Origin of the sequence: Serratia oryzae, from assembly GCF_001976145.1 — a bacterium.
GTDB classification, from domain to species: Bacteria; Pseudomonadota; Gammaproteobacteria; order Enterobacterales; family Enterobacteriaceae; genus Chania; species Chania oryzae.
This window is the reverse complement of record NZ_MOXD01000016.1, coordinates 26,959-49,960: the sequence shown is the minus strand read 5'-3', so window position 1 is coordinate 49,960 and position 23,002 is coordinate 26,959. Positions and strand designations below refer to the sequence as shown.

Genomic DNA, 23,002 nt, shown 5'->3' with positions numbered 1-23,002 from the left:
TTTAATTATATCGAGTGCGATTACAATCGTTGGCGTCGCCACAGTGCCTGTGGTGGTCTTAGCCCGGAACAATTTGAAAAACAGAACCTCGCTTAGCCATGTGTCCATTGTTCGTGGGTAAGATCAAACCCGCATCCAGGGAAATAGAGGCGGGTGTGATTAATCAATGCAGGCGATTATTGTTGCCGTAACGATTTAACGTTCGGTGTTCTGGTGGTGGCGGTGCCGGAATAGTTTCCGGTGGCAACGGTTGCCGAATAACATGCTCAATACTTTCCCGCGTTTTAAACGTGCTGGAGCAGTCGATATTCTGGCACTGGTAATACGCCTCTTTGGTCTGCTCGGTTAAATAACGGCTGGTGCGAGTATGCGCGCCACTGCGGCAAAAGGGACAACGCATCATGATTTAATCCCTCGCGCTTTGAATTGCTTGCGTTTTTCCGCTATTTCCGTTGCCAACCGCATGCGCTTGATCGGGTTGTCACGCAGCGCCGGTAATATCCCCGTTTCCTCGGGCTGTGCCAGTCCGATTTCACTCAGCACCGGGTGCTCAATATTCTTTTGCGCCGTAGCCGTAATAACATGCGCAGTCAGCGCCCTCAAGACGCTCTGTTCAATCACGCTCATCGGGTTATCGTGGTAAACACTGTAGGCTTTCTTTGCCAAAGAGCAGGCATTCACAACACCGGCGGTCAGAAGCACTTTCTCAACCTGTGGTCATTGCGTGCTCGGCAAATGCGTTCAACGCTCCCCTGTGCGCGGCAACCGGCCCCGGCCGGTTTTTTTGTGCGTGCGGGTTGCCACTGTTCACGCAAAAGTGAACAGTGTGACCAGTTTTCCTATAAGTCTTTATTTCTGAGGTAAACCCAATTGACTTATCGAAGACTGTTCCAGTCAGGCAACTTATTCACCCGCCGCCGCCAGTAATGGAATAAAGCAGTGAATAAACCAAACAGCAGCCCAGTTGTGAAACTGGTTTGCAACGCTGTTAATGCGCTATACCCCTCACTTCTCCAGATTGTAAACCACATAATTACGCCCCAAAGAGAGCCAAAGAAACCGCCAAAAAAAAGCATATTTAGCCAGAATGGCGCAAACGGCGGTGGCGGGATTTCCACTCCCCATTTCCATAACAGGCGTAGGATTGGTGGTGCATAATTACTCCGCCACATTTTTTTCTCTTCCATCAATGCCACTGCACGTCTTTTCTTTTCATCAAAGGTCATAATCGGAACCCCCGTCACTTCGCCGCCCAAAAAGATACCTGTAAAATACCCTTTTTAGTTATGTGTATTTATACAAGGAGCATTAATTAAATGAAGAAAATGATAATAGTTGCCGCCACTCTTTTCTTGGGCCTTACCCACTTTATCGCGGCTGCTGAGCCCCTGTCCATTGAACCGGGCTTGTGGCGCGACGGCGGTACCATAATGATCAACGGGCAAGCCCTAACTCACTCACCCGAGGATGATGAAGATGAAGAGTGCGTGTCAGCCGAGCAAGCTAAAGATTTGCGTGCTGCAATGGCGTCAAGCTATAAAGATTCTGGCTGCGAAATCACCTCATGGGACAGGGCTCCGGGAAATAAGCTAGAGATTGGGCTGGCGTGCGTTAACGAAGAGGGGAAATCTAAAGGCAAACTCAGCGGTGTATACACCAGCACCAGCTACGATCTCAAAGGGCGCCTGGATGGCACTCATATCCATGCAGGCCCATATTTTCTCGATATGCATATGTATGGAAAACGAATTGGCGAATGTCATTAATCCGTATTCGCACTAAAAGACGTTCCCCCTTCTGAGACTCAGAGTTGTTGGCTGCGCCAGTCAATCTGGCGCACTGTTCCCAAAGCTCCCCCATCCCTTTAACACACCAACCCGCACAGGGAAAAACAGTCTTATGCAAATTTAGGGTTTATAGCACCCAAAGTCGCAAACAGTGAAGTTAAGCAGGACTTTTCGAGCAGATCTCGCTATAACGAAACGGTATTTCATTTTTCTTTTAAAAGGGATGTTTTGTGGAACGCAGTCCGCTTCTTTTCACCAACAAAAAATTTGTCTTCTTCGGTGCCACCTTCTGCTGCCTCCTGTGGGGAAGCGCCTATCCGGCGATCAAAAACGGTTATGAGCTATTTAATATCTCGCCAGATGATATCCCCAGCAAAATGGTGTTTGCCGGTTATCGCTTTTTGCTGGCTGGGCTCGTACTGTTGATGTTTGCCGTTGCCAGCGGCAAATCAATCACCAACATGAAACCGCTGCATTACAAGCAGATGGCTATCTTGGGCTTAACCCAAACGTCGCTGCAGTACGTGTTCTTCTACATTGGCTTGGCGTATACCACCGGGGTCGCGGGTTCCATTATGAATGCGACCAGCACCTTCTTCAGCGTGCTGCTGGCGCATTACCTCTACCAAAACGATCGGTTAAGCTTCAATAAAATCATTGGCTGCGTGCTGGGTTTTGTGGGGGTGATGGTGGTCAATTTCAGCCCCGACCTCACCTTCACCTTCACGCTGATGGGCGAAGGTTGCGTAGTGCTGGCCGCCTTTATCCTCTCGGCGGCGACGATTTACGGCAAACGCATCTCTCAACATATCGACAGCACGGTGATGACCGGCTATCAGCTTGCTATCGGCGGCCTGGTGCTGACGCTGGGCGGCTATCTCTTTGGCGGTAAATTGACAGAATTCGGCTGGCAGGCGTTGCTGCTATTGGGCTATCTGGTCCTGCTGTCATCGGTGGCGTTTGCCCTGTGGAGCTTGCTGTTAAAGTACAACCGTGTCGGCATGGTCGCCCCCTTTAACTTCCTGATCCCGGTGTCGGGTGCCGTCCTTTCCGCTATCTTCCTCAATGAAAGCATTATGGAGTGGCGCAACGTTCTGGCTCTGCTGCTGGTGTGCAGCGGTATTTGGCTGGTAAACCGGATTAAACAGGTCTAAGCCACCGCTTTGCGCGGTAAGCCTGCAAACTTGCCGCGTTGCTTCCTTTCTCCGCGAACAGCGCCTTTTGCCGATAACGCAAAAACCCCGCGGCAAAATCCTTGTTGCAACGGGGGAGGGTTGTCAATGTAATGCTTGGGGTCGGTGATAACGCGGGTCATGAACCCGCGTTATTGGCTCTTAATGGCTCACCCTTATAACTTGCGGCGGTTCACTCAGCTCTTGTGTCATCAACAGAAATAAACCTACCCGCCACTATTTTCGCAATATTTTCTGCAAACGCTCCTGCTGCCAGCGGGTCAACCAGTCTTGCAAGAAAAAGACCTTTGCTCCTTGGAGCAGAATAAACGTCCCCCAGATGGCCAACGGCCAGATAAACCAGACGCTGGCCGGGGTGATAAAACGGTTGATGGCGTACAGGAACAGGTTCACCACCACATAAACCAGCAGGCTATGGTAGAAGCCGCTCTCTGCGGCAACCCTGGCCTTGGCTCTTTCAATCTGCTGATCCAGGGCATTATCGCGCTGCTCAATATAGGGCTGCTCACCGTTGCCAGAAATCTCTGTCACACTGATGTTAAAAACGGCAGCAATCGCACTGAGTGTCTCTAGGCTGGCCTGCTCACCATTCTCGATACGCTGTATGGTGCGCACGCTGAGGGACGAAAGCTCCGCTAGTTGTTCCTGTGACCAGGCTCTGGAAAGCCGCAGTTGTTTAATGCAATTCTGGCTCATGGACATCATCCTTTATAGGCGAATAGAAACTGTGCGCACTATGCAATGAAGCCACGCGCAACAACAGGTCAGCAACCCGACAGTAACCTGACACCTTGCCGACAGCATGAGTAAAGCACAATTCAGCCGCTTGGATAATACGTAGGAAGGCCCATTTACAATGCAAAGAGCAAGCAGACGTGATTTGTCACAACGGGCACTGGTAAAATTTTTACCTGCGCGTTATCGCCACCGTTGGCAGGTTGCGTGCATGATCGCTCCCCCTTACCGCGAGGAGCGATTTTCCACACAAACGCTTAACTGGCCGTTAGCGGTTCTGCCCGCCGTGGTTTAACCACCAGCGGCAACAGCAAAAACGCAGAAGCCAAGGTCGTTGCCGACAGCACCACAAAGAAGCCATCCCAACTCCAGGTTTCGAGCACTTTAGCCAGCGGCCAACCAGATAGCCCTGCGCCCAGGTACCCAAAAATACCGACAAACCCGGTTGCCGCCCCGGCAGAATCTTTATGTGCAGATTCTGCCGCCGCGATACCAATCAGCATCTGCGGGCCAAAGATAAAAAAGCCGATAAAGAAGAAACAGGTGGCATTAAACAGATAGCTATCAATACGCAACAGCCAAATCAACAGCACGCTGACAAAAATACCGAGCATAAAAATGATATTCATCGGCACCCGGTTACCGGCAAACAGCTTATCCGAGCCCCAACCGGCCACGATGGTGCCGATAAAGCCACCAATCTCCAGCATGGTCAGCGAAGAGTTGGCTTTCACCAGCGAATAGCCGTGATTCTGTATCAGATACAGGTTCCCCCAGTCGTTAATGCCGATGCGCACCACATAGACAAATACATAGGAGATCGCCAACAGCCAGATATATTTATTGGTGAAAATATAGCGTTTTAAGATCGCCATCAGCGGCAGTTTGGCGCTGGCCTGCTCCTGATCGAGCTCTTGCGCATCCTGCCGCCACTGCCCCACGGTCGGCAGGCCCATGGCTACCGGGCGATCGCGCAGGCGAAAGCAAAGGAAGCAACCGCTAACAATCGCAATAATCCCTGGCACGATCATCCCGTAGCGCCAGCCATAATTCACCGCCAATACTCCTGCCAGTAGCGGGATCACCGCTCCACCGACGTTGTGCGACGTATTACAGATGGCCCACCAGAATCCCCGTTCATTACGCGAATACCAGGTCGTGAGCAGTTTGGAGCAAGGAGCCCATCCCCAGCCTTGGAAGAACGCATTGGCGATCCAGAACACCATCAGGGCAAACAGCGAAGAACTGAAGCCAAACAGGATGTTGATCACCCCTGTCAGGATCAGCCCAATGCCCATAAAGTAGCGCGGGTTAGCGGCGTCGCTCAGCACTCCCGAGATAAAACGCGAAGCGCCGTACATAAAGTAGAACAGCGTCCCCATCAGGCCGACATCCGCCACGGTCAGCCCCAGATCTTTCAGCATCTCGGGCATCACGTAGTTAAAGCTTTTGCGCGTGAAGTAATACACCGCATAGCCGACGTACATACCGAGCATGATATGAATACGCCAGTAACGGTAGGTGCGGTTAACCTGCTCGGTCTCGGCGATTGCTGGCTGCTCCGGTGCTGATTTCATCCATTTGATCATCATATTCACCTGTCATGCGAGAGAGTTAGGCTGTGAACTGCTGTGATGGGTGAGCGCCGCCAGCACCTGCGCATGCAGTTGTGGATCGCCCGCGGCAACAACGGTGGATTTGGAATACAGGGTGAGCGGCTCGCCGTACCAATCGGTGATTTTGCCGCCGGCCCCTTCGATGATCGGCACCATGGCGCAGTAATCGACCTCGCGCATACCGCCGCTGTCGACGCTGAGATCGATACGGCCAGAAGCCAGGCAGCCATAGGAGTAGCAAGCCGCGCCGTAGATCCGCCATTTGCTGGCTTTGAGCAGATGGTTGTAGCCCGCCCGATGTTCAGGCAGCACAAACTCGGTATTGCTGGTGGACATCAGGGCATCAGCCAGATGTTTACAGGGGCGGGTGGTGATCACACGGCCATTCAGCGTGCTGGGCTGCCCGGCAACGCCGACCCAGCGTTCATCCAGCGCCGGGATATCAATGATCCCAACCACCGGCCGGCCATGGTGGCACAGCGCCAGCAGCGTGCCGTAAACCGGAACGCCCGCGATAAACTGTTTGGTGCCATCGATGGGATCGATCACCCATACCCACTCTTCGTTTTGCGCTTCGGCACCGAACTCTTCCCCCAAAATGCCATGGGTAGGAAATGCCTGGTTTAACTGCTCGCGAATTAACTGCTCGGTTTGCTGATCAATGAGGGTGACCGGGCTGAGATCGTCTTTGGTAGCAAATTCCCGGCCGCCGTAAAGGTAGCGCTGGCGTTCTTGTTTCAGTAACTGACGAGTCCGATCGGCGATGGATTCAGCTACCTGAGTGAAATACTTCAGTTCCATATTGATGCTCCCAGTTGCAGGTTCTTGTGAACAACGTTGCGGCTGACAGACTCTGTTTAACGGAAGTGAAAAGCCGCCGATGAATGAGACATCTAACGCTTATGTGTATGTTTTTTTGTTTATTTTTTGTTAAACAGAATCATCACTATGGTATTGAAGGGAGTCAGATGCTTGAGGGATTTCTTTAGCGAAGATGGCGAAATTGGCATAACGGTGGGCAAAAACCGCTTCAGGTCAGTATTAACACGGGTTAAAAACTCTGCGTGCATTTGATGGATAAATAATTTAGAATTTACTAAATTTAGAACTTACTAAAGTAATGATGACAACAAACCAAGACCTGCAAGCACTGCTCGCCAGCGCCGATGCTGCATCAAAACTGCTTAAAGCCATGAGCAATCCTCACCGCCTACTGATCCTTTGTATGCTGGTGGATTCCCCTGGCACGGGTGCGGGCGAATTGGCCGCCATCACGGGGTTGAGCCCGTCGGCAACCTCGCAGCATCTGGCCAGAATGCGTGATGAAGGGTTGATTGAAAACGCCAGAGATGGGCAACGCATCAACTACTTCATCAAAAACACCGCCGTGCAGGAAATCATCAGCACGCTAAAAGCCATCTATTGCCCATGAGGATGATATGAACGTAGAAACGATAACGTCACAAGACGCTCAACAGCGGCTAAAGCAAGGGGCACGCTTATTCGACATCCGCGATGCCGATGAATATGCCCATGAGCATATTGCCCAAGCCTGTCTGCTCTCTCTGTCGGTGATTGAAAAAGGTGAAAAACCGCAGCCGCTCTGCGAGCAGGATGTGGTTATTTTCCACTGCCAGTCCGGCAAGCGCACCGCGCAGAATGCGGCAGTGCTGGCAACCGCCGCTTCACCGGCCAAGGTTTATCTGCTCGAAGGCGGCATCAACGGCTGGAAACAGCAGGGATTGGAGGTAGTGAAAGATAAAAATCAGCCGCTGCCGCTGATGCGCCAGGTGCAGATTGCCGCAGGCTCGCTGATTCTGCTGGGTGCGGCCTTAGGCTACACGCTCACCCCGCTGTTCTTCCTGCTGCCCAGCTTTGTTGGCGCAGGGTTGCTGTTTGCCGGGCTCAGCGGCTTTTGCGGCATGGCGACGTTGTTAGCCAAGATGCCCTGGAACCAGCAGCGCACCTAGCCTGCCGCCAAGTGGCCCCTTTGGTCACCTTATGCTGCCGGTTTCAAAAATCGTATCTCTCTGCCCACACTAGAAAAAGTGTGAACTTGTTCTAGTCTTTACTAGGTACAACCACATCATTCCGTAGTGGCTAAGGGGTTCACGATGAGCGAAAGTTTAAAAGACAGCACCATTCTGTTGTCCAGAATACTGCTGATGGTTTTGTTTATTGTTTTCGGTTGGATGAAGCTGACCAACTTTGGTGCCACGGTAACGGCGATGGAGGGCTACGGCACCCCGCTGCCCTATCTGGCTGCGATCATTTCTGTGGTGGTTGAGTTTATTTTCGGTATTGCCATTGTCCTGGGGGCTTTTACCCGGCCGCTGGCCATTATTTATGCGGTCTATGTGCTGGGCACGGCTCTGATCGGCCATCCATTCTGGCGGATGACCGGGCCAGAAATGCTCGGCAACGAGATTAATTTCTTTAAAAACATCAGTATTATCGCTGGGTTACTGCTGCTCTCGGTCACCGGCGCGGGCCGTTTCTCACTGGACCATAAGTGGTTTAAACAGTAATTTTTTACTGCCAACGGCGTTTAACCGCGCCGTTGGCTTTGCCTTTTAACGTGGCTTCGGGCAGTTCTGCTCTTTCCATCCGTACAACCACGCCAACGCCCGATAAAACTCCTGCTGCGATTTGCCTTGCCACAACAGGTTGCGCACCGAACGTTCAACGCCTTTGGCATGATACAGCCGCCCCATTTCACGGGTAGACCAAACGATGCGTGTTCTGGCGCAAAAAATGACATTCCTTCCGGTGTGCGACAACGCTTTCTCAATCAGCCGATCGGCAATTTCGCCGAAGAAAACGCTTAACGGCTGCGCTTGGCGTGGCGTTCGAAGTTATCGGCCTTCGCCGCAGCAGATTTGCGCAGCGTCACATAGCAGGCACCGTCACCACCGTCGCGCGGCAGCGCCCGGCAAAAGGCCTGCACCTGCTCAAACTGTGCCAGCCATTTGGCCACGTAGCTGCGCACGATATTCGCGTGGCTCTGATCTTCCCGCCCGCGGCCATGTACGATCAGCAGCGAACGCAGGCTCGCCTGCTGCGCCTGCATAATAAAGCGGAACAGTTCCTGGCGGCAGGTTTCTACCGGGCGCTTCAGCAGATTCAGGCTGGCCTGTGGCGGGTAGTGCCCACTGCGCAGTTTGTCCAGCACGCCCTGCTGAATGCCTTCCCCCTTGTATTCCAACGGGATATCGCACGCAATAATGTCGAGAAAACCGGTACTGAGGAAGTTTTCCAACTGTAACGCCTGCGCTTCGCGGCGGGCGCGTTTGTCGATGGGATCTTGCGGTTTAAAATACAGCGTCTGCTGCCCCTCGGCTAACGGGGTTACATCGGCCATGGCCTGCTCAAAAAAACCTTTGTCTTCGTTGCTCATTTCGCGTCACTCTCGGGGGAAGTTATGCCAACCAATAAACGACCTGAGGATCCTTGTGATGGGGGGGAATAAAGAAGATTGTAAAACGCCCCACACAGGTTGCAAGCCAGGAATTAGCCGCAACGGGTGAGCTTCTGAGCCATTTTCGTTATACTGCAGGCCATCATCGAGTGCCGCAAAGGGAAAAAACCATGACCATGCGTGAACTGGATATCCAGTTTCAGAATGCAATGAATGAGTTGCAGGCCAGCTTTGAAAAACAGCACCGCGAATGGCAGCAAAGTTATCAGGCTTTGCAACAACAATTAGAAGCAGCCCAACAGCGAGAAATGGCCCTGCGGATGCAGAATGAGCAACTGATGCGCAAGCTGAGCACCGCCAGTTCCGTGCCGGAGCAACATGCGCTGATCAAGCAGATCAAAATGCTGGGGGCGCACCTGGATGCCCTGGCAAAAGACGCCGCCACCTTCAATCGCTATGCCCATAATCAGCAACACGCCAGCGGCAATTTCAGCGGCGAGCAACACGGATAATTTCAGGCGCTGTTTGCAGCGTCTCCTGCCAACTGCTGGCGCTCCAAGACGGTAAGACATCATCAATGACGTGGATCATCATCGCCGCCCTGATCGTAGTATTTATTATTGGTTACCGCATTCTGACTTCCGACACCCGCAAAGCGGTAGATTCGCTGGCACACCTGCTGAAAGTCAAACCGATGCTGATTGAGTCGATGCTGCAAGAAATGGGCAACCGCAACAGCCAGACGTTTATCCGCATGCTGAACAACGGCTACACCGAAGAGATGCATCAGGCCGCCTATCTGCTGTTTATCTATCTGACGTTTATCAAGCAGGCAGACGACGAACAGATTGGCCTGTGGCGCGAAGCGCTGTTGCGCGCCGGGCTGTCGCCAGAACTGCATGCCGAGCACACGGAGGCCGCGCTGTTTTATTTCGCCGATCTGGATTTGGATGCGTTCGAACTGGCACAGTTCCGCCGCGCCTATAACGAGCGCTATAACCGCGAAGCCTTGGCTAATTGGTAAGTTTTCCCCGGTAAACGATGGGGATAGACAGCAGAAATAACAAAGAAAACCCGACGTCTCCCAACCTCAAAGACTGCTGGTCAGGAACAGATCCCAGGCAGCAACCAGGCCACACAGCGTTACGGCACTGAAGATCACTTCAAACAGATAGCGGTTAATCATGATGACGTAACCTCAAAAGAAGACACCCGGAGAACCGGGTGTCAGGATATTTCACTGATGACGCGGAACCGTTAGCGGCTCCGCAGTCTTCACTTACTTAGCGGCTGGAGCAGCGGCTTTTTTGCTGGCTTTGTGGTGTTTTTTAGCAGCCTGAGCTTTCTGATCTACAGGGGCTTTTTTGTCAGCTTTGTGGTGCTTTTTAGCAGCCTGAGCTTTCTGATCTACAGGGGCTTTTTTGTCAGCTTTGTGGTGCTTTTTAGCAGCCTGAGCTTTCTGCTCTGGGGCTTTTTTGGTGGCTTTCTTGTGTTCTTTCTTATGATGAGTCGCTTTTGCAGGCGCTTTGTCACCACTTGCAGGAGCGGCCATGGTATCAGTCGCCGCTGGGGCAGCCGCCGGTGCTGCAGTATCAGCAGCGAAAGCAATTGAAGACAGACCCATAGTGGCAGCAACGATCAGCGCTAATACTTTTTTCATCTTTAATTCCTCAGAGAGTGTTTTTTCGGTAAGCCCCATTTGGGCCGTTAAACAGATAATAAAGGAATCAATTCAGTACTTCCGTGAGTGATTGGTTTCGCCGAGTAACCAAATGTACAGAGCTTGTGAACCCTGTACGGCAAAGTTTGTTTAGTTCCATGATCCCAATCGCTGCCAACGGTGACTTTATCGCTGCCGGTTGCTGAAGATGGCCGATAGCATGCCGAGATAATGACGAACTTTCCGCGCTCGCCTGCACAGGTCAAAAAATGGTCTATACTGAGGAGATATATGCGAAACGGAGAATCGAATGTTCAAGAAAGCCGAAAAAGTCGAACGAGACATCGATGAAGACGTAGCCCTGCTGGCCGATACGCTGGATGAGGTATTACGCGATTCCGCCAGCAAAACCAAAGAGGAGATAAGCGAACTGCACCGCAAGGCAAAAGGCGTTTTACGTGATGCCCGTGCGCGCTTCAACGACTCCAGCAGCCTGACGCAGCATGCACGTGACATGGCAGATCATGCCAATAGCTATGTGCGAGACAAACCCTGGCAGGGTGTCGGTATCGGTGCCGCCGTTGGCATCGTCATCGGCCTCCTGCTCGCCCGGCGTTAAACACCCCCTGTAGCTAAAAAGATGAAATAGATGTGCGTCTGGCCCACGGGAAACCGTGGGCCGTTTAGTTTTATACCCTTCATACTTCAAGTTGCTTGTGTGTTGGCTGCGTTACTCGGCCCATATTGGGATTCGCTCTGTTGCCGCCTACAAGCAACTCGAAGTATTTTGGGTATAGTAATACCCCAATTCTCTCTGGCTGCGGATCGCCAGCACAAGCGCCGTGTCGATATTGGGAATATAGCGGTAAAGTGCCACATAACCTCTGGTTTGATAACCAATCACCAGTTCACGCATCCCTTTATTTACCACTCGGCCGATCAGAAGGTTATGTTCCAGGACGGAAATAGCCTGAATAATCTCCTGGATCCTCAATATTCCCTTAAAAAACCCCGCCGGAAGGCAGGGCAACTCACACATCAGAAGAAATGCGCCAACGCCAGCAGCGACAGCGAAACGTTAATCGCACCACCGATACGCGTGGCGATCTGGGCGAATGGCATCAGTGACATACGGTTACCCGCAGTCAGGATCGCCACGTCCCCCGTACCGCCCTGCCCACTCTGGCAACAGGAAACGATGGCCACATCGATCGGGTACATACCAATCTTCTTGCCGACCAAGAAACCGGTGCCCACCAGTGCGCACACCGTTGTCACAATTACGATCAAGTTCTGCACGGTGAAAGCATTGACCAGTTCCTGCCACGGCGTGATCGCCACCCCCACGGCAAACAGAATGGGATAAGTCACCGCCGTACGGAAAAACTTATATACCACCTGCGAACCTTGCTGAATGCGCGGAGAGACCCCGTGCGCCAGCTTCACCGCCACGGCGGCAAACAGCATACCAACCGGCGCAGGCAGGCCAATCATCCGGTTCAGCAACATCCCGACCATATACAGCAGGATCGCCAGCAGGGCACCACAGGCAATGGTGCTCACATCCACGCTCTTACCGCTGGCCTGCTCGGCCACCGGCATCTCGCTCTCCCCCTGTTTGCTTGGCATCAGGCTGCCTTCGCCAGTTAAATGCGGGTAACGTTTCCCCATCTGGTTGAGCAAACCCGCGATCACAATGGCGGTCAGGCCGCCCAACATCACGATCGGCAGAATGCGCCCCAGTGCCACACCCTGCTCCATATGCAAGATAGCGGCATAGCCCATCGACAACGGAATCGCCCCTTCCCCGACGCCACCGGCCATAATCGGCAAGATCAGGAAGAAGAAAATCTGGAACGGCTCCAGGCCAAGCACCATACCGACCCCCATCCCAACCAGCATGCCGACAACTTCGCCACACAGCATAGGAACAAAGATCCGCAAAAACCCCTGAATCAGCACCTGGCGATTCATACTCATAATACTGCCGACGATAATGCAGCAGATGTAGAGATAAAGAATATTGGTCGACTTATAGAATTTGGTGGTAGACTCCACCACCACATCCGGCAGCAGGCCATAATGCACCAGCGCGGAAGGAATAAAGGTGGCACAGATGGCTGCGGCCCCCATTTTCCCCACCAGCGGTAAACGCTTACCGAACTCACCACAGGCAAAACCGAAGAAGGCCAGCGTGGCCACCATCACCACGATATCGCTGGGTAATTTACCTGCCAGACAGTCCAGTAAAATAAGCACCCCAGCCAGAATAAAGAATGGCAGCGGAATAATGCCTATTTGGTAATTATCCAGAATATGCCACCACTTTTCGCGCAGCGAACGCGGGGGCGTTTTATCTTTGGCAACGAGGTAGGAATCATCGGTTGTGCTCATAATCTGGCCTCTTATTTATTTGTCCGGCCATCATAGAGAAATGCGCAGATTAACCGCTGTGATTATGTTCAAAGTTAAACAGGGTTTTTAATGGTGGTTATGGTTTCTATGGTGTTAATAGGCTTTATGTAAAATAACACGTGGAGTTAATGGTGTTAACAATACTGCCATTTTAAATTTTACTGGCTTTATTGCACGACAATATACTCATTAACCCGCACTATAAAGCTGCGCAGGCAGTCACAACATGATCAGGGGCAAGATTACTTTAACGATGTCTCATGATAGGGTAAGTGCTCAAACAGACTTCAGGGCCAGCAGCAAACCATGCGGATAAAACTCTCATTTCAGATCAAACTGTTTCTCTGCCTGGTGGCCTTTTCCTCCCTGCTGTTGACGTTAATTGGCGCTTACACCTACTACCAACTGGATGCCCAGTTGCACCGCGATCTCGGGGCTCGCGCCCAGGTACAGGCACGGGAAATTGCCCTGATCCCGACGCTGGTCGATACGGTAAAGAATAATGATACCGACGGTATTGCCGCGCTGATGAATAAAATCCGTGCCAGCAGCGATGCCAGTTATATTGTGATCGGTGATAATCACACCATGCACCTTTACCATTCCGAGCACAGTAACTTGCTGGGCACGCCGATGATCGGGGGGGATAATAAAGAGGTGTTGGAAGGAAAAAGCATTATTTCTATCCGCAAGGGGGGAATTGGCGTTTCATTACGCAGCAAAGCCCCGATTATGGATGAAAATAACCAGGTGATTGGCATTGTCTCGGTGGGCTATCTGAAATCCCATATCGACAGTTTAAATGCCCGCACCCTGACACAAATTGTCGGATCCATTGTCCTACTATTAATCGCTTTATTTATTTTCTCCTGGTTATTATCCAAAAATTTAAAACGTCAGATGTTTTCCCTAGAGCCCAAAGAGATTGCGCTGCTGGTGCGTCAGCAAAAAGCCCTGCTGGAGGCCATTTATGAAGGGGTTATCGCCGTTGATCCACAGTTGCGTATCATCACCATCAACCACGCCGCCCGCGAGCTGCTGGATCTGCGCCAGCCCGCCAGCAGCCTGATGGGGCGCGAAATCAGCGAAGTGATCCAATCACAACCCGATTTCTTCAGCATGACGCAGTTAGAGCAAGATACGCACGACGAAGTGTGTCGTTTCAACCACGCCCGGGTGATCGCCAGCCGGGTCAGGATCATGCAGGAAGAAGAGTTACAGGGCTGGGTGATCAGTTTTCGCGACAAAAATGATATCAACACCCTCAGCAGCCAGCTCAGCCAGGTGAAACGCTATGCCGATAATCTGCGTATCATGCGCCATGAACAGCTGAACTGGACCGCTACCCTGGCCGGTTTGCTGCATATGCAGCGTTATGACGAAGCCGTGCGCTACGTGGAGGCCCAGTCTGAAGGCGCACAGGAGATCCTCGATTTTATCTCCCAACGCTTCAGCTCTGCCGCGTTATGCGGCCTGCTGCTGGGTAAGTATGCCAGCGCGCGTGAAAAAGGCATTGAACTGCGTTTTGATCCGGCCTGTCAGCTGCGCCAACTCCCGGCATCGCTCAACGAAACCGAACTGATGTCGATTATCGGCAACTTGCTGGATAATGCGGTGGATGCCACACTGCATTGCTCTGCGCCGCACGACGCGGTAGAACTCTATATTAATGACAGCAGTAATGAACTGGTGATTGAAGTGGCAGATCGCGGCCCCGGCATCGCCGCGCAGGTGCGTGATACGCTGTTTGAACAAGGCGTCACCACCAAAGACAAAGGCGATCACGGTATTGGCTTGCATCTGGTGGCCAGCCACGTTGCGCAGGCGCATGGCAGTATAGAAGTGTCGGACAACGATCCGCACGGTGCCATTTTCTCGCTGTTTATACCGAAAGCTTAAGCACCTGGACTCACCCTATGCAACATGAAACATTGGACGTTCTGATCGTGGAAGATGAGCCGCAGCTGGCCACACTGCATACCGAATTTCTTGAGAAGAACTTTAACCTGCGGGTGGTCGCTTATGCCGCCACACTGGCGGAAGCCAAAGCCAAAGTTAACGCTCATCAACCGCGCCTGATCCTGCTGGATAATTTTCTGCCGGATGGCCAGGGGATCGCGCTGATGGAAGAAGCGGCGGTGAAAAACCCGGCCTGTTCAGTGATCTTCATCACCGCGGCCAGCGACATGCACACCTGCAGCCAGGCGATCCGCAACGGCGCGTTCGACTACATTATCAAACCGGTGTCTTACAATCGGCTGCGTAATTCACTGGAGCGCTTTATCCAGTTTGCTCAGACGCAGCGCACGTTCAAGGTGATCGACCAAAGCAGTGTCGATGCGCTATATAACCTGCACGCCAAGCAGTTTGCCAACGAAACCGGTGCCAAAGGGATCGAGGCCAACACGCTGGAACTGGTAAAGGCGTTGTTCAATAATCAACCGGATGTCGCGCATGCGGTAGAAGACGTGGTTGAACAGGTCGGCATCAGCAAAACCACCGCGCGCCGTTATCTGGAGCACTGCGTTACCACACAGTTCGTACGCGTCGAAATGCGATACGGCAATATCGGCCATCCACGGCGCTTGTATCGTAAGGTTTAGCCGAGCGCAGGCACCCATTGCCATTGAACTGTCATATTACGAAGATATTCTGCAATGGCGATATCCCCTTGATATCAGCTTGTGCCGTTTGACATTGATGTGTGTCTATTTTCACCCGGCACCAAAGCCTAATGCCGGTCAGTTAAACGCAAAACTGCATAATCGTGTGCAATTGCTAAAGGAGCCGCCCCCACCCCAAGGGAGAGGGAACTGGTTAGCCTTAACTGACAAGCATTAGGCACCAAAGCCGGGTTTTTTGTCGTTGTTATTCAAAAGGTATAGCGCAGCCCCACACGGATACGATATTGCTCCGCATTATAATCCAGCCAGCGATCCAACCATTGCAGTTCTAAATAAGGCATCCAGTGCGCGTCTATTTTATAACTGAACTTGTTGGTGATCTCCCAGTGGTGGCCTTTACCGTTTTTACTGTAGAAATCATTAACCCGAATAAAATAATGCGGTTCAAAGGTATAATTAAGCTCATCGGTGAGTTTAAAATTCCAGTAACTGGCAAACTCATGGGTATCATTACGCGCAGGCTGGCCGTTAAAATCGATGGAGTCATAGTTACTGCGGTTATAACGGTAACGCACGGTCAGGTTAAACATGGGCAGGAATTTATAGTTGTTATCCAGATACAGTGCCCCACCAGAGCCAGCGCTGTTTGAGTTAACCAACCCACCGGAGGAAACTGTCCATTTATCCGTTGGACGGAACAGCGGATACCAGCCCTCCAGCTCGTTGTAACTGTGCTTTAGCTGATCAAACTTGCCAATGTTATAAGCATTGGTAGCCATCACTCCGGCACCGCCATCAAAGTTGTAGCCCGCACGCAGAATAACCTCATTCAACTCCGAGGCGGTATTGTAAGCTTCGCGCGTTTCAAGATAAGCACGCCCGGCCTGAGCGCTGGCAGAGGCAATTAATGCCGTAACCAACAGCGCTGAATTGACTTTATTCATAATAGATTCCCTAACACTCTGAATAATAGAACGTAAACGGCCCACCGCCATGTAATAATACATGGCGACAGAGCGTTGTTTTAAATAATTAAACTTCTTTGATTATTTTCGCATTCATTACCGGCTGAAAGGTCACGTCCTTTCCTTTACGCATATTAATTTCATTTATAATCTGCATAAACAGTTGCTCATTTAATTTGTAGAAAGCCCCCATCATAATTGCCGCAGCCATCGCTAACAGACAAGGGTAAATAAAGATCAACTGACGTAAGCCCTCTAACACCGCTGGCGACTGCTCAATATTGGGGATATAGCCAATTTGCGTCAGCATGATTCCAGGAAGTAACCCCGCCAGCGCAGCGGAAATTTTGCGTGAGAAGGTATAACCGGTGTAAACCGAGCCTTCTGCACGGATGCCGGTCTTCCACTCGCCGTAATCGACGGTATCTGGCACCAGCGCCCAGTTCAGGCTGTTAACAAACGCCGTACCAAAAAAGGCCATACAGGAGAAAGCCACAAAAGACACCGAACTACTGCCCCAAGCGTAATTCAGCAGATCGCCCAGGCACCACAGTAACAACCCGCCGAGATAAACGCGTTTCTTGCCAAAACGCTTTACCGCCGCTGGCACCATCAACACGCCAATCAGAATGCAACCCATGCTGAAAAAACCCATGTAGGACAATAAATGGATATCGTGCAGCACGTACTGCGTGTAATAAACCTGGATCGCCAGCTTGATATTAAACGCCGCCAGCGTACACAGGTTGGCGAGACACAGCACCAGCAGCGGTGGATTCTTGAAAATGGCGCAGAATGATTTGAAGATCCCCGGTTTATGGTGATCCGGCACTACCTCAACATAGCGTTCTTTCACCCCGGTATAGCACCACCACATGCAGAATACGCCGCAGGTAGCAAACACCGTGGCCGCCACCAGATAGCCGATCTCCGGGCGGGCAGTAAATAGCACCTGGATCGGCACAAACCCGACGGTGCACAGCAGCAGGCCAAGCGTAGCACCACCTTGCCGCCAGGCGGCCAATTGTGCACGCTCATTCGGGTTCTTGGTGATCGCAGGCACCATCGCCCCGTAGGCACAGTTCATCAGGCTATAAAACAGGCCAAACAACATAAACAATACGGTGGCCAGCACGGTTTTGGCATTCAGGCTAAAACCACTATTGAGGAAGTTAGCCACCGCCAGCAACGCCACCGGCAGTGAGGCATAAAAAATAAAGGGGCGAAACTTGCCTTTAGCGCCGATATTACGCCGCGAATCCAGCAGCACGCCGGTCAGCATATCGGTGAAGGCGGTAAAGAATTTGGCGATCAGGAAGATCACCCCGCCGTAGATCGCGGGCAGCCCAAGAATGTCGGTATAGAATTTCAGCAAATACAGCGTGCCAATGCACAGCATCAGGTTAGAACCGAAGTCCCCCATACCGTAGGCCAGCTTTTCACGCAGCGGTAACCGCAGCGTGACGGGATCGTTGTAGGGTGTAGAGTTGGCCATATAACAGGTCCTTATTATTTTTATACCCTGCGTCTTTCAAGCTACAGCGTTGTTGGCTACACGCACTTGCCGCCTAGCTGTAACTTGAAATCCGGTGGGTACAGCATCCATTAATTACTGATAGCACTTATGTATCTATCGAATTAGCAGGCTGCATCTGTTTACACTGCCGGGCTCATCTTGCGCTTACGGGTTTCCAGCTCATCCACAATCTTGAGGTAGTTTTTCTCCGTCAGGTGGTAGAACAGGCCCATGGTCAAGGCCGTCAGCACGGCCAAGCCGCAAGGGTAGATAAAGATCAGTTGCCGCAACCCTTCCAGCGTGCTGGCCGCTTGCTGCACATTAGGCACATAGCCGATATAGGCCAGCATCACGCCGGGGAAGAATCCGGCCAACCCTTGGGAAACCTTGCGGAAGAAGGTAAAACCGGTATAAACGGTGCCTTCAGAACGCACGCCGGTTTTCCATTCACCGTACTCCACGGTGTCGGACACCAGCGCCCAGTTCAGGCTGTTAACGAAGGCGGTACCAAAGAATGCCAGGCAGGAGAACAGCACAAACAGCGTGGAGGTGTTGCCCCACAGGTAGTTCATCGCATCGCCGAGGATCCACAGAGACAGGCCGCCCAGGTAGACGTTTTTCTTACCAAAGCGTTTCACCACCGTCGGCACCAGCAACACGCCGAGCAGAATACAGCCCATGCTGAAGAAACCCATGTAAGACAGCAGGGTAATGTCGTTAAGCACGTATTGGGTGTAGTAGATCTGGATAGCCAGCTTGATGTTAAACCCGGCCAGCGTGCACAGGTTGGCGACACACAGCACGAACAACGGTTTATTGCCGGTGATGGCTTTAAAGGATTGCAGCAGGCCCGGCTTTGGTGCGCCCGGTTTAGGCAGCTCGACATAGCGCTCTTTCACACCGGAATAGCACCACCACATACACAGCATGCCAGCAAACGCGAAGATCGCCGCCGCTACCAGATACCCCACCTGCGTTTGGCCTTCAAACAGCGACAGGATCGGCACAAACCCGACGGTGCACAGCAGCAGCCCGATCGTCGCCCCGCCCTGACGCCAGGCGGCCAGTTGCGCCCGTTCCTGCGGGTTTTTGGTCATCGCAGGCACCATGGCGCCGTAGGAACAGTTCATCATGCTGAAGAACAGCCCGAACGCCATAAAGATCAGCGTGGCAATCACCGTTTTCGCCAGCACGTCGAGCGACATCCCAACGCCGATAAAGTTGGCGACCACCAACAGCGCTACCGGCATCGAGGCATACAGGATAAACGGCCGGAACTTGCCTTTGGGGCCGATATTGCGCCGGGAGTCCAGAATCAGCCCGGTACCGATATCAGTAAAGGCGGTAAAGAAGCGTGAGATCAGGAAGATCAGCCCGCCCCAGGCGGCCGGGATGCCCAACACGTCGGTATAAAATTTCAGCAGGTACAGCGTACCCACGCACAACAGTAAGTTAGATCCTACATCGCCCATACCGTAGGCAAACTTCTCGCGCAACGGCAGCGTCAATTTAACCGGATCCTGGTTGACTTCACTCATGGTGATTCTCCTTGGAACACACCCAATCCCGAGGTAGCCGCCATAGCCGCAGGGGCCAATGGCGGCGACAGTTTTTTTATGCTTACAGCGCCTTTAACGAGGCAAACAGATCGGCCCACTCACTGTTGGCGCGGTAGAACACCGGCGGCTGGCCGATTGGCGCCGCTACCGTCACTTCACACCCGCCGCTGTGCGGTTCACCGGTCCACAGGTTGATCCAGCTATCCTGCGGCAGATAAAGCGTCCAATCGCTGCGCCCTTCTTCATGCACCGGAGCCACCAGCAGATCGCGGCCAAACAGGTATTGGTATTTCAGGCTGTAGGTGTGCGCATCCTCTTCGTAATGCAGGAACAGCGGGCGCATCACCGGCAGGCCCGATTGCGCGTTCAGCGCCACTGCCTGCTTGATGTACGGTTTCATGGCGCTGAACACCCGGCTCATGCGGGCGAACTGGCGGATGGTTTCCACGTCGTGATCAAACTGCCAGTTATCGTCCGGGCGGTTACCCTCGTGGGTACGCATCAGCGGCGTAAAGGCGCAGAATTCACACCAGCGCATCAACAGCTCTTTGCTGCGTTTCATGTCGAACAAGGTGGTGTAACCGCCGATATCGCTGTGATGCAGGCCGTGGCCGGTCATGGCCAACGACAGCGCCGCCGGGATCACCGAGGCCAGGCCGTCGTCCAGGCTCCAGTCGACGTTCTGATCCCCCGCCCACATCATCACCGAATATTTCTGGCTGCCGGTGTAGCCTGCGCGCATAAAGAACAGGATCTCCCCCAGCTTGCCGCTTTCCACCAGCGCGTCGTAGTTGCACTTGGCCCATAGCGCAGGCCAGGCGTTATGCATAATCTCCGCATCCACGCCGTTGTGCATTACGGTGTCGGTTGGCAGGTATTCGCCAAAGTCCGCCATCCAGCCGTCAAGACCGAATTCAATCAGGTTCTTTTTGATGACGTTTTTGTACCAGTCATAAGCCTCTGGTTTGGTGAGATCGACCACCCCGGCATAGAACTCACCGAATTCGACCTGATAATCGTTACCGCTGTAATCCTTAGTCAGATAGCCCTGCTCGGCGGCTTCGGCGTACAACTCTTTTTCGATCGCCACATAAGGGTTGATGTAGCCGAGGAAACGCACGCCCTCTTTCTTCCACTGGGGAATACGCTTATCCAGCTCAGGGTACAGTTCGCTATCCCAGCGCCAGTTCCACATCAGGCGCTTGCCGAACGAGGTGATGCGGCGGCCCTCCCAGTCTTGTGCCCAGATGCCGCTGACCTTGACGCCGTGTTCGCGCATCAGATCCAGCTTCTGCTGGCAAACCTCTGTGCCACCCTGAATGCCGAGGATCACCCCGTCGTATACCCAATCCGGCAGCTCTGGCTGGCGCCCCAGCAGCGCGGTGAGCTTCTCCAGCAGGCCGATGTAGCTGCTGGCGCAGTCAAAGCGCAGCACGGCCTGATCCTGCCAGATCGCCAGTTCGTGGAAATCAGGAGCAGAAAAATCAAAGTTCATGTAGCAGCTGTTTTCTACATGGCAGTAATACTTCTGGCTGCTGACAAAGGTCGGCTGCGGGAAGAACGTCCAGTAATAGTCGCCACCGGCGTTCTCTTTGCAGTCCGCCTGCCAGGTGACGTAGCTCTGCTTGTTGCGCCCCACGCCCTGCTCGCTGGTCCACAGTGGGAACGGCTTGCCGCGCAGATCGAAGTAGGAAAACTGCTCGCCACAGCCGTAAACGTGATCGGCCTGCTGAGCGGCTAAGCGCAGCCACATGCGGTTGTTGGTCTGGTCGCTGTTGTGCAGTTGCATTTCCAGCCGCCCTTGCGCATCGGTGGTGATGCGCAGCGTGCTGTGCGCCACATCGCCACGGCTGAAACGGATGTTCCAGCCCTGCCCCTGCGGGGTGATGCTGACATCGGTCAGCGCCAGTTTTTCACTGAGCTGGTCTTTAATGCTGAAGTTGCCGCGGAACATATCGATATCCGCCTTGCCGCGCCCGATCCACAGGCAAGGAGCTTCCGGGGTATGGCGCAGCAACACGCGCTGTTGAAAAGTCAGGGTAAAGCCACCAGCCTGTTGCGTCAGTTCCAAGCCTTGCTGAGAAGTCATGTTCAATTCTCCAAAAGGTTAAATGCGGTATATTGCGAAAGCGTTAGCGCCACGCTTAGGTCAGCTCAATCACGTCCAGCCCCAGCAGATCGGCCACTTTGCGCAGCAGCGGGCGATGTTCGCCGTACACCAGCGAGGTGTGATGCTCCATCCCGGCGGCGATCAAGCGCTGGCGGTAGGTGTCGGCATCCACATCCAACCGTGCGGTGCCGGCGGTGCCGGAAAACGCCAGCGGAGCCTTGATCATCTCGCCGCCGGCCAGCATCAGGCGCAGCTTGCCTTCACCCTGGGTAATGCGACACAGCGTGATGCGCCCCGGTTTGAGGGCAAATTCAGACAGCAGCGGCAGCTTGCGGTTGGAGTGGATGGTGGCCTGCACCGGCCCATCGCGATCGGCCATTTCGATCGGTGCCTGGCCGCAGTGCCAGAACACCACGCTGTTATCCTGCGGATCGATATCCACCAGATCGGTATTGAATGCGGCATTGCCGGAAGCCCACTGCGCCATCAGCGAAGACAGCACGCCAAACATGTCAGCTTCACAGCCGCACGGCACTTTGTCTTCGTTCATCAGCGCCAGCGCGCCGCAGGCGGCACAGCCGTAGTCGGTGAAGAAATCCGGCCAGCAGCGTACGGCAATGCCGGTGTAACCTTCACGCTGCGCCTTTTCCCGCAAGGCTGAATACACCTTGAGGGTCTTGCGGGTGGCGGTCTGGTCCATTTCTGCCAGATTAGGGAAGTCTTTAGCGCGGCGGGCATAAGGCGCATCGGCCACGCTGTCCGGCAGCGCTTTCACTTCGTCGATAAACTCCAGCACCGGCTGGCGCGTCACTTCCACGCCAAAGTGCTGCTTCAACTGTTGCTGGTTATAGTTACAGGCGTCAAAACCCAGCGGATGCTCGCCGATCACCATCACTTTGGCCTGCTTAAAGCGCTTGACGATCGCCGCCGCCTGCGCCAGTTGCTGCAATTCGTTGATGACACGGCTATCGCTTGGCAGGCCGTGCAGGGTCTGTACCTTGATCGCTTCACGGCTCAGCGCGTGGCAGGCCAGATTCACCCCACAGAACGAGTTCAGGCGCAAACGGCCACCGGTACGCGCTTCGGGGAATGACCACAGCGCCGTCGGCACCGGGAAGTCACGCGCCACTTCGGTGGTCAACGAAGCATCGGTAAAGGTCACCTGCAGGATCAGCAGCAGATCGAGATTGGCCTGTTTGAGCGCGGGTAGCGCCTTCAGTGCCGATTCGGCATCAAACTGCAGCATCGGTTCCCCGACCAGTTCGATATCCATACCACTGAGCGCCTGCCAGGCCTGCGCCAGCATTTCCTGCGCATACGGCACGTCAAAGGTGTTGCGGCCTAACGCCAGCACGCCGACTTTTGCTTTATTTGTCATTATGTTGCTTCCAGTAATCGGTGAAG

The 23,002-nt window shown here is 53.2% G+C and carries 26 protein-coding genes and 1 pseudogene; 11 read left to right on the top strand and 16 right to left on the bottom strand.

Features of this window, described 5'->3' with window-relative positions; genetic code table 11:
• Positions 1 to 96, top strand: a 96-nt coding sequence (locus BMI79_RS21300; RefSeq protein WP_143555414.1) for an IS3 family transposase, incomplete at its 5' end; no start/stop codon positions are given.
• A 67-nt stretch (positions 97 to 163) separates the two neighbouring features.
• On the opposite strand, the gene BMI79_RS21295 is transcribed toward BMI79_RS21300, so the two are convergent.
• The 3 genes from BMI79_RS21295 to BMI79_RS21285 form a co-directional block, all read right to left on the bottom strand.
• Positions 164 to 403, bottom strand: coding sequence for an ogr/Delta-like zinc finger family protein (locus BMI79_RS21295; protein ID WP_076944159.1), 240 nt, complete (start codon positions 401 to 403; stop codon positions 164 to 166).
• Positions 400 to 702 carry a hypothetical protein gene (locus tag BMI79_RS21290; RefSeq protein ID WP_076944158.1) on the bottom strand — a complete coding sequence of 101 codons (303 nt, stop codon included), beginning with the start codon at positions 700 to 702 and terminating at the stop codon, positions 400 to 402. Before BMI79_RS21290 ends, BMI79_RS21295 begins: the two co-directional genes overlap by 4 nt.
• Before the next feature lie 173 nt (positions 703 to 875).
• The gene (locus BMI79_RS21285) at positions 876 to 1,226 is read right to left on the bottom strand and encodes a DUF6404 family protein (RefSeq protein ID WP_076944161.1); all 351 of its coding nucleotides are present in this window, start codon (positions 1,224 to 1,226) and stop codon (positions 876 to 878) included.
• Between the two features lie 90 nt (positions 1,227 to 1,316).
• Here BMI79_RS21285 and BMI79_RS21280 point away from each other — a divergent pair, with 90 nt between their 5' ends.
• Entirely contained in the window at positions 1,317 to 1,766 is a 450-nt protein-coding gene (locus BMI79_RS21280; protein WP_076944157.1) for a DUF3617 domain-containing protein, read from the top strand.
• Between the two features lie 251 nt (positions 1,767 to 2,017).
• Entirely contained in the window at positions 2,018 to 2,941 is a 924-nt protein-coding gene (locus tag BMI79_RS21275) for a DMT family transporter (protein ID WP_076944156.1), read from the top strand.
• A gap of 255 nt (positions 2,942 to 3,196) precedes the next feature.
• Here the strand turns inward: BMI79_RS21275 and BMI79_RS21270 are convergent, their stop codons facing one another.
• The 3 genes from BMI79_RS21270 to BMI79_RS21260 all read right to left on the bottom strand — a co-directional run bounded on the left by BMI79_RS21270 (position 3,197) and on the right by BMI79_RS21260 (position 6,132).
• Positions 3,197 to 3,676, bottom strand: a complete 480-nt coding sequence (locus tag BMI79_RS21270; RefSeq protein WP_076944155.1) for a 2TM domain-containing protein — start codon at positions 3,674 to 3,676, stop codon at positions 3,197 to 3,199.
• A 296-nt stretch (positions 3,677 to 3,972) separates the two neighbouring features.
• Positions 3,973 to 5,304 (bottom strand): MFS transporter family glucose-6-phosphate receptor UhpC, encoded by a 1,332-nt coding sequence (uhpC, locus tag BMI79_RS21265; protein WP_076944154.1) that lies wholly within the window; start codon positions 5,302 to 5,304, stop codon positions 3,973 to 3,975.
• Positions 5,305 to 5,316: 12 nt separating this feature from the next.
• Positions 5,317 to 6,132 (bottom strand): inositol monophosphatase family protein, encoded by an 816-nt coding sequence (locus BMI79_RS21260; RefSeq protein WP_076944153.1) that lies wholly within the window; start codon positions 6,130 to 6,132, stop codon positions 5,317 to 5,319.
• A gap of 322 nt (positions 6,133 to 6,454) precedes the next feature.
• Here BMI79_RS21260 and BMI79_RS21255 point away from each other — a divergent pair, with 322 nt between their 5' ends.
• From BMI79_RS21255 to BMI79_RS21245, 3 genes are all read left to right on the top strand, one after another.
• Entirely contained in the window at positions 6,455 to 6,763 is a 309-nt protein-coding gene (locus tag BMI79_RS21255) for an ArsR/SmtB family transcription factor (RefSeq protein ID WP_076944160.1), read from the top strand.
• Between the two features lie 7 nt (positions 6,764 to 6,770).
• Positions 6,771 to 7,301, top strand: a complete 531-nt coding sequence (locus tag BMI79_RS21250; RefSeq protein WP_076944152.1) for a rhodanese family protein — start codon at positions 6,771 to 6,773, stop codon at positions 7,299 to 7,301.
• 144 nt (positions 7,302 to 7,445) lie between these two features.
• Positions 7,446 to 7,859 (top strand): DoxX family protein, encoded by a 414-nt coding sequence (locus BMI79_RS21245; protein WP_076944151.1) that lies wholly within the window; start codon positions 7,446 to 7,448, stop codon positions 7,857 to 7,859.
• Positions 7,860 to 7,904: 45 nt separating this feature from the next.
• Here the strand turns inward: BMI79_RS21245 and BMI79_RS21240 are convergent.
• Both BMI79_RS21240 and smrA read right to left on the bottom strand, forming a co-directional pair.
• A pseudogene (locus BMI79_RS21240) lies at positions 7,905 to 8,069 on the bottom strand (3-hydroxybenzoate 6-monooxygenase); the annotation flags it as partial.
• Between the two features lie 86 nt (positions 8,070 to 8,155).
• Positions 8,156 to 8,728 (bottom strand): DNA endonuclease SmrA, encoded by a 573-nt coding sequence (gene smrA, locus BMI79_RS21235; RefSeq protein WP_076944149.1) that lies wholly within the window; start codon positions 8,726 to 8,728, stop codon positions 8,156 to 8,158.
• A gap of 191 nt (positions 8,729 to 8,919) precedes the next feature.
• Between smrA and BMI79_RS21230 the strand changes: the two genes are divergently transcribed.
• On the top strand, positions 8,920 to 9,261 hold the full coding sequence (locus BMI79_RS21230) for an MbeD/MobD family mobilization/exclusion family protein (RefSeq protein ID WP_076944148.1): 342 nt from the start codon (positions 8,920 to 8,922) through the stop codon (positions 9,259 to 9,261).
• Between the two features lie 65 nt (positions 9,262 to 9,326).
• Positions 9,327 to 9,773 (top strand): DUF1198 family protein, encoded by a 447-nt coding sequence (locus BMI79_RS21225; protein WP_076944147.1) that lies wholly within the window; start codon positions 9,327 to 9,329, stop codon positions 9,771 to 9,773.
• Between the two features lie 255 nt (positions 9,774 to 10,028).
• Here the strand turns inward: BMI79_RS21225 and asr are convergent, their stop codons facing one another.
• Positions 10,029 to 10,409 (bottom strand): acid resistance repetitive basic protein Asr, encoded by a 381-nt coding sequence (gene asr, locus BMI79_RS21220; protein WP_076944146.1) that lies wholly within the window; start codon positions 10,407 to 10,409, stop codon positions 10,029 to 10,031.
• A gap of 310 nt (positions 10,410 to 10,719) precedes the next feature.
• On the opposite strand from asr, the gene BMI79_RS21215 reads away from it, so the two are divergent.
• Positions 10,720 to 11,028, top strand: coding sequence for an ElaB/YgaM/YqjD family protein (locus BMI79_RS21215; RefSeq protein WP_076944145.1), 309 nt, complete (start codon positions 10,720 to 10,722; stop codon positions 11,026 to 11,028).
• A gap of 147 nt (positions 11,029 to 11,175) precedes the next feature.
• Here BMI79_RS21215 and BMI79_RS21210 read toward each other — a convergent pair whose 3' ends face one another.
• On the bottom strand, positions 11,176 to 11,403 hold the full coding sequence (locus BMI79_RS21210; RefSeq protein ID WP_241680049.1) for a type II toxin-antitoxin system RelE/ParE family toxin: 228 nt from the start codon (positions 11,401 to 11,403) through the stop codon (positions 11,176 to 11,178).
• 44 nt (positions 11,404 to 11,447) lie between these two features.
• Complete coding sequence (locus BMI79_RS21205) at positions 11,448 to 12,803, bottom strand: 2-hydroxycarboxylate transporter family protein (RefSeq protein ID WP_076944143.1); 1,356 nt, start codon at positions 12,801 to 12,803, stop codon at positions 11,448 to 11,450.
• A 327-nt stretch (positions 12,804 to 13,130) separates the two neighbouring features.
• Between BMI79_RS21205 and BMI79_RS21200 the strand changes: the two genes are divergently transcribed.
• Together BMI79_RS21200 and BMI79_RS21195 are read left to right on the top strand one after the other, a co-directional pair.
• The gene (locus BMI79_RS21200; RefSeq protein ID WP_076944142.1) at positions 13,131 to 14,723 is read left to right on the top strand and encodes an ATP-binding protein; all 1,593 of its coding nucleotides are present in this window, start codon (positions 13,131 to 13,133) and stop codon (positions 14,721 to 14,723) included.
• A gap of 17 nt (positions 14,724 to 14,740) precedes the next feature.
• Positions 14,741 to 15,427: a response regulator gene (locus tag BMI79_RS21195; protein ID WP_076944141.1), complete on the top strand. Its 687-nt coding sequence runs from the start codon at positions 14,741 to 14,743 to the stop codon at positions 15,425 to 15,427.
• Positions 15,428 to 15,696: 269 nt separating this feature from the next.
• Here the strand turns inward: BMI79_RS21195 and ompL are convergent, their stop codons facing one another.
• From ompL to BMI79_RS21170, 5 genes are all read right to left on the bottom strand, one after another.
• Positions 15,697 to 16,392, bottom strand: coding sequence for a porin OmpL (gene ompL, locus BMI79_RS21190; protein ID WP_076944140.1), 696 nt, complete (start codon positions 16,390 to 16,392; stop codon positions 15,697 to 15,699).
• Positions 16,393 to 16,480: 88 nt separating this feature from the next.
• Positions 16,481 to 17,908 carry an MFS transporter gene (locus BMI79_RS21185; protein WP_076944139.1) on the bottom strand — a complete coding sequence of 476 codons (1,428 nt, stop codon included), beginning with the start codon at positions 17,906 to 17,908 and terminating at the stop codon, positions 16,481 to 16,483.
• Between the two features lie 161 nt (positions 17,909 to 18,069).
• Positions 18,070 to 19,467, bottom strand: coding sequence for an MFS transporter (locus BMI79_RS21180; RefSeq protein ID WP_076944138.1), 1,398 nt, complete (start codon positions 19,465 to 19,467; stop codon positions 18,070 to 18,072).
• Positions 19,468 to 19,549: 82 nt separating this feature from the next.
• Positions 19,550 to 21,577, bottom strand: a complete 2,028-nt coding sequence (locus tag BMI79_RS21175; protein ID WP_076944137.1) for an alpha-glucosidase — start codon at positions 21,575 to 21,577, stop codon at positions 19,550 to 19,552.
• A gap of 55 nt (positions 21,578 to 21,632) precedes the next feature.
• Positions 21,633 to 22,976, bottom strand: coding sequence for an L-fucose/L-arabinose isomerase family protein (locus BMI79_RS21170; protein ID WP_076944136.1), 1,344 nt, complete (start codon positions 22,974 to 22,976; stop codon positions 21,633 to 21,635).
• Between the last annotated feature and the right edge of the window lie 26 nt (positions 22,977 to 23,002).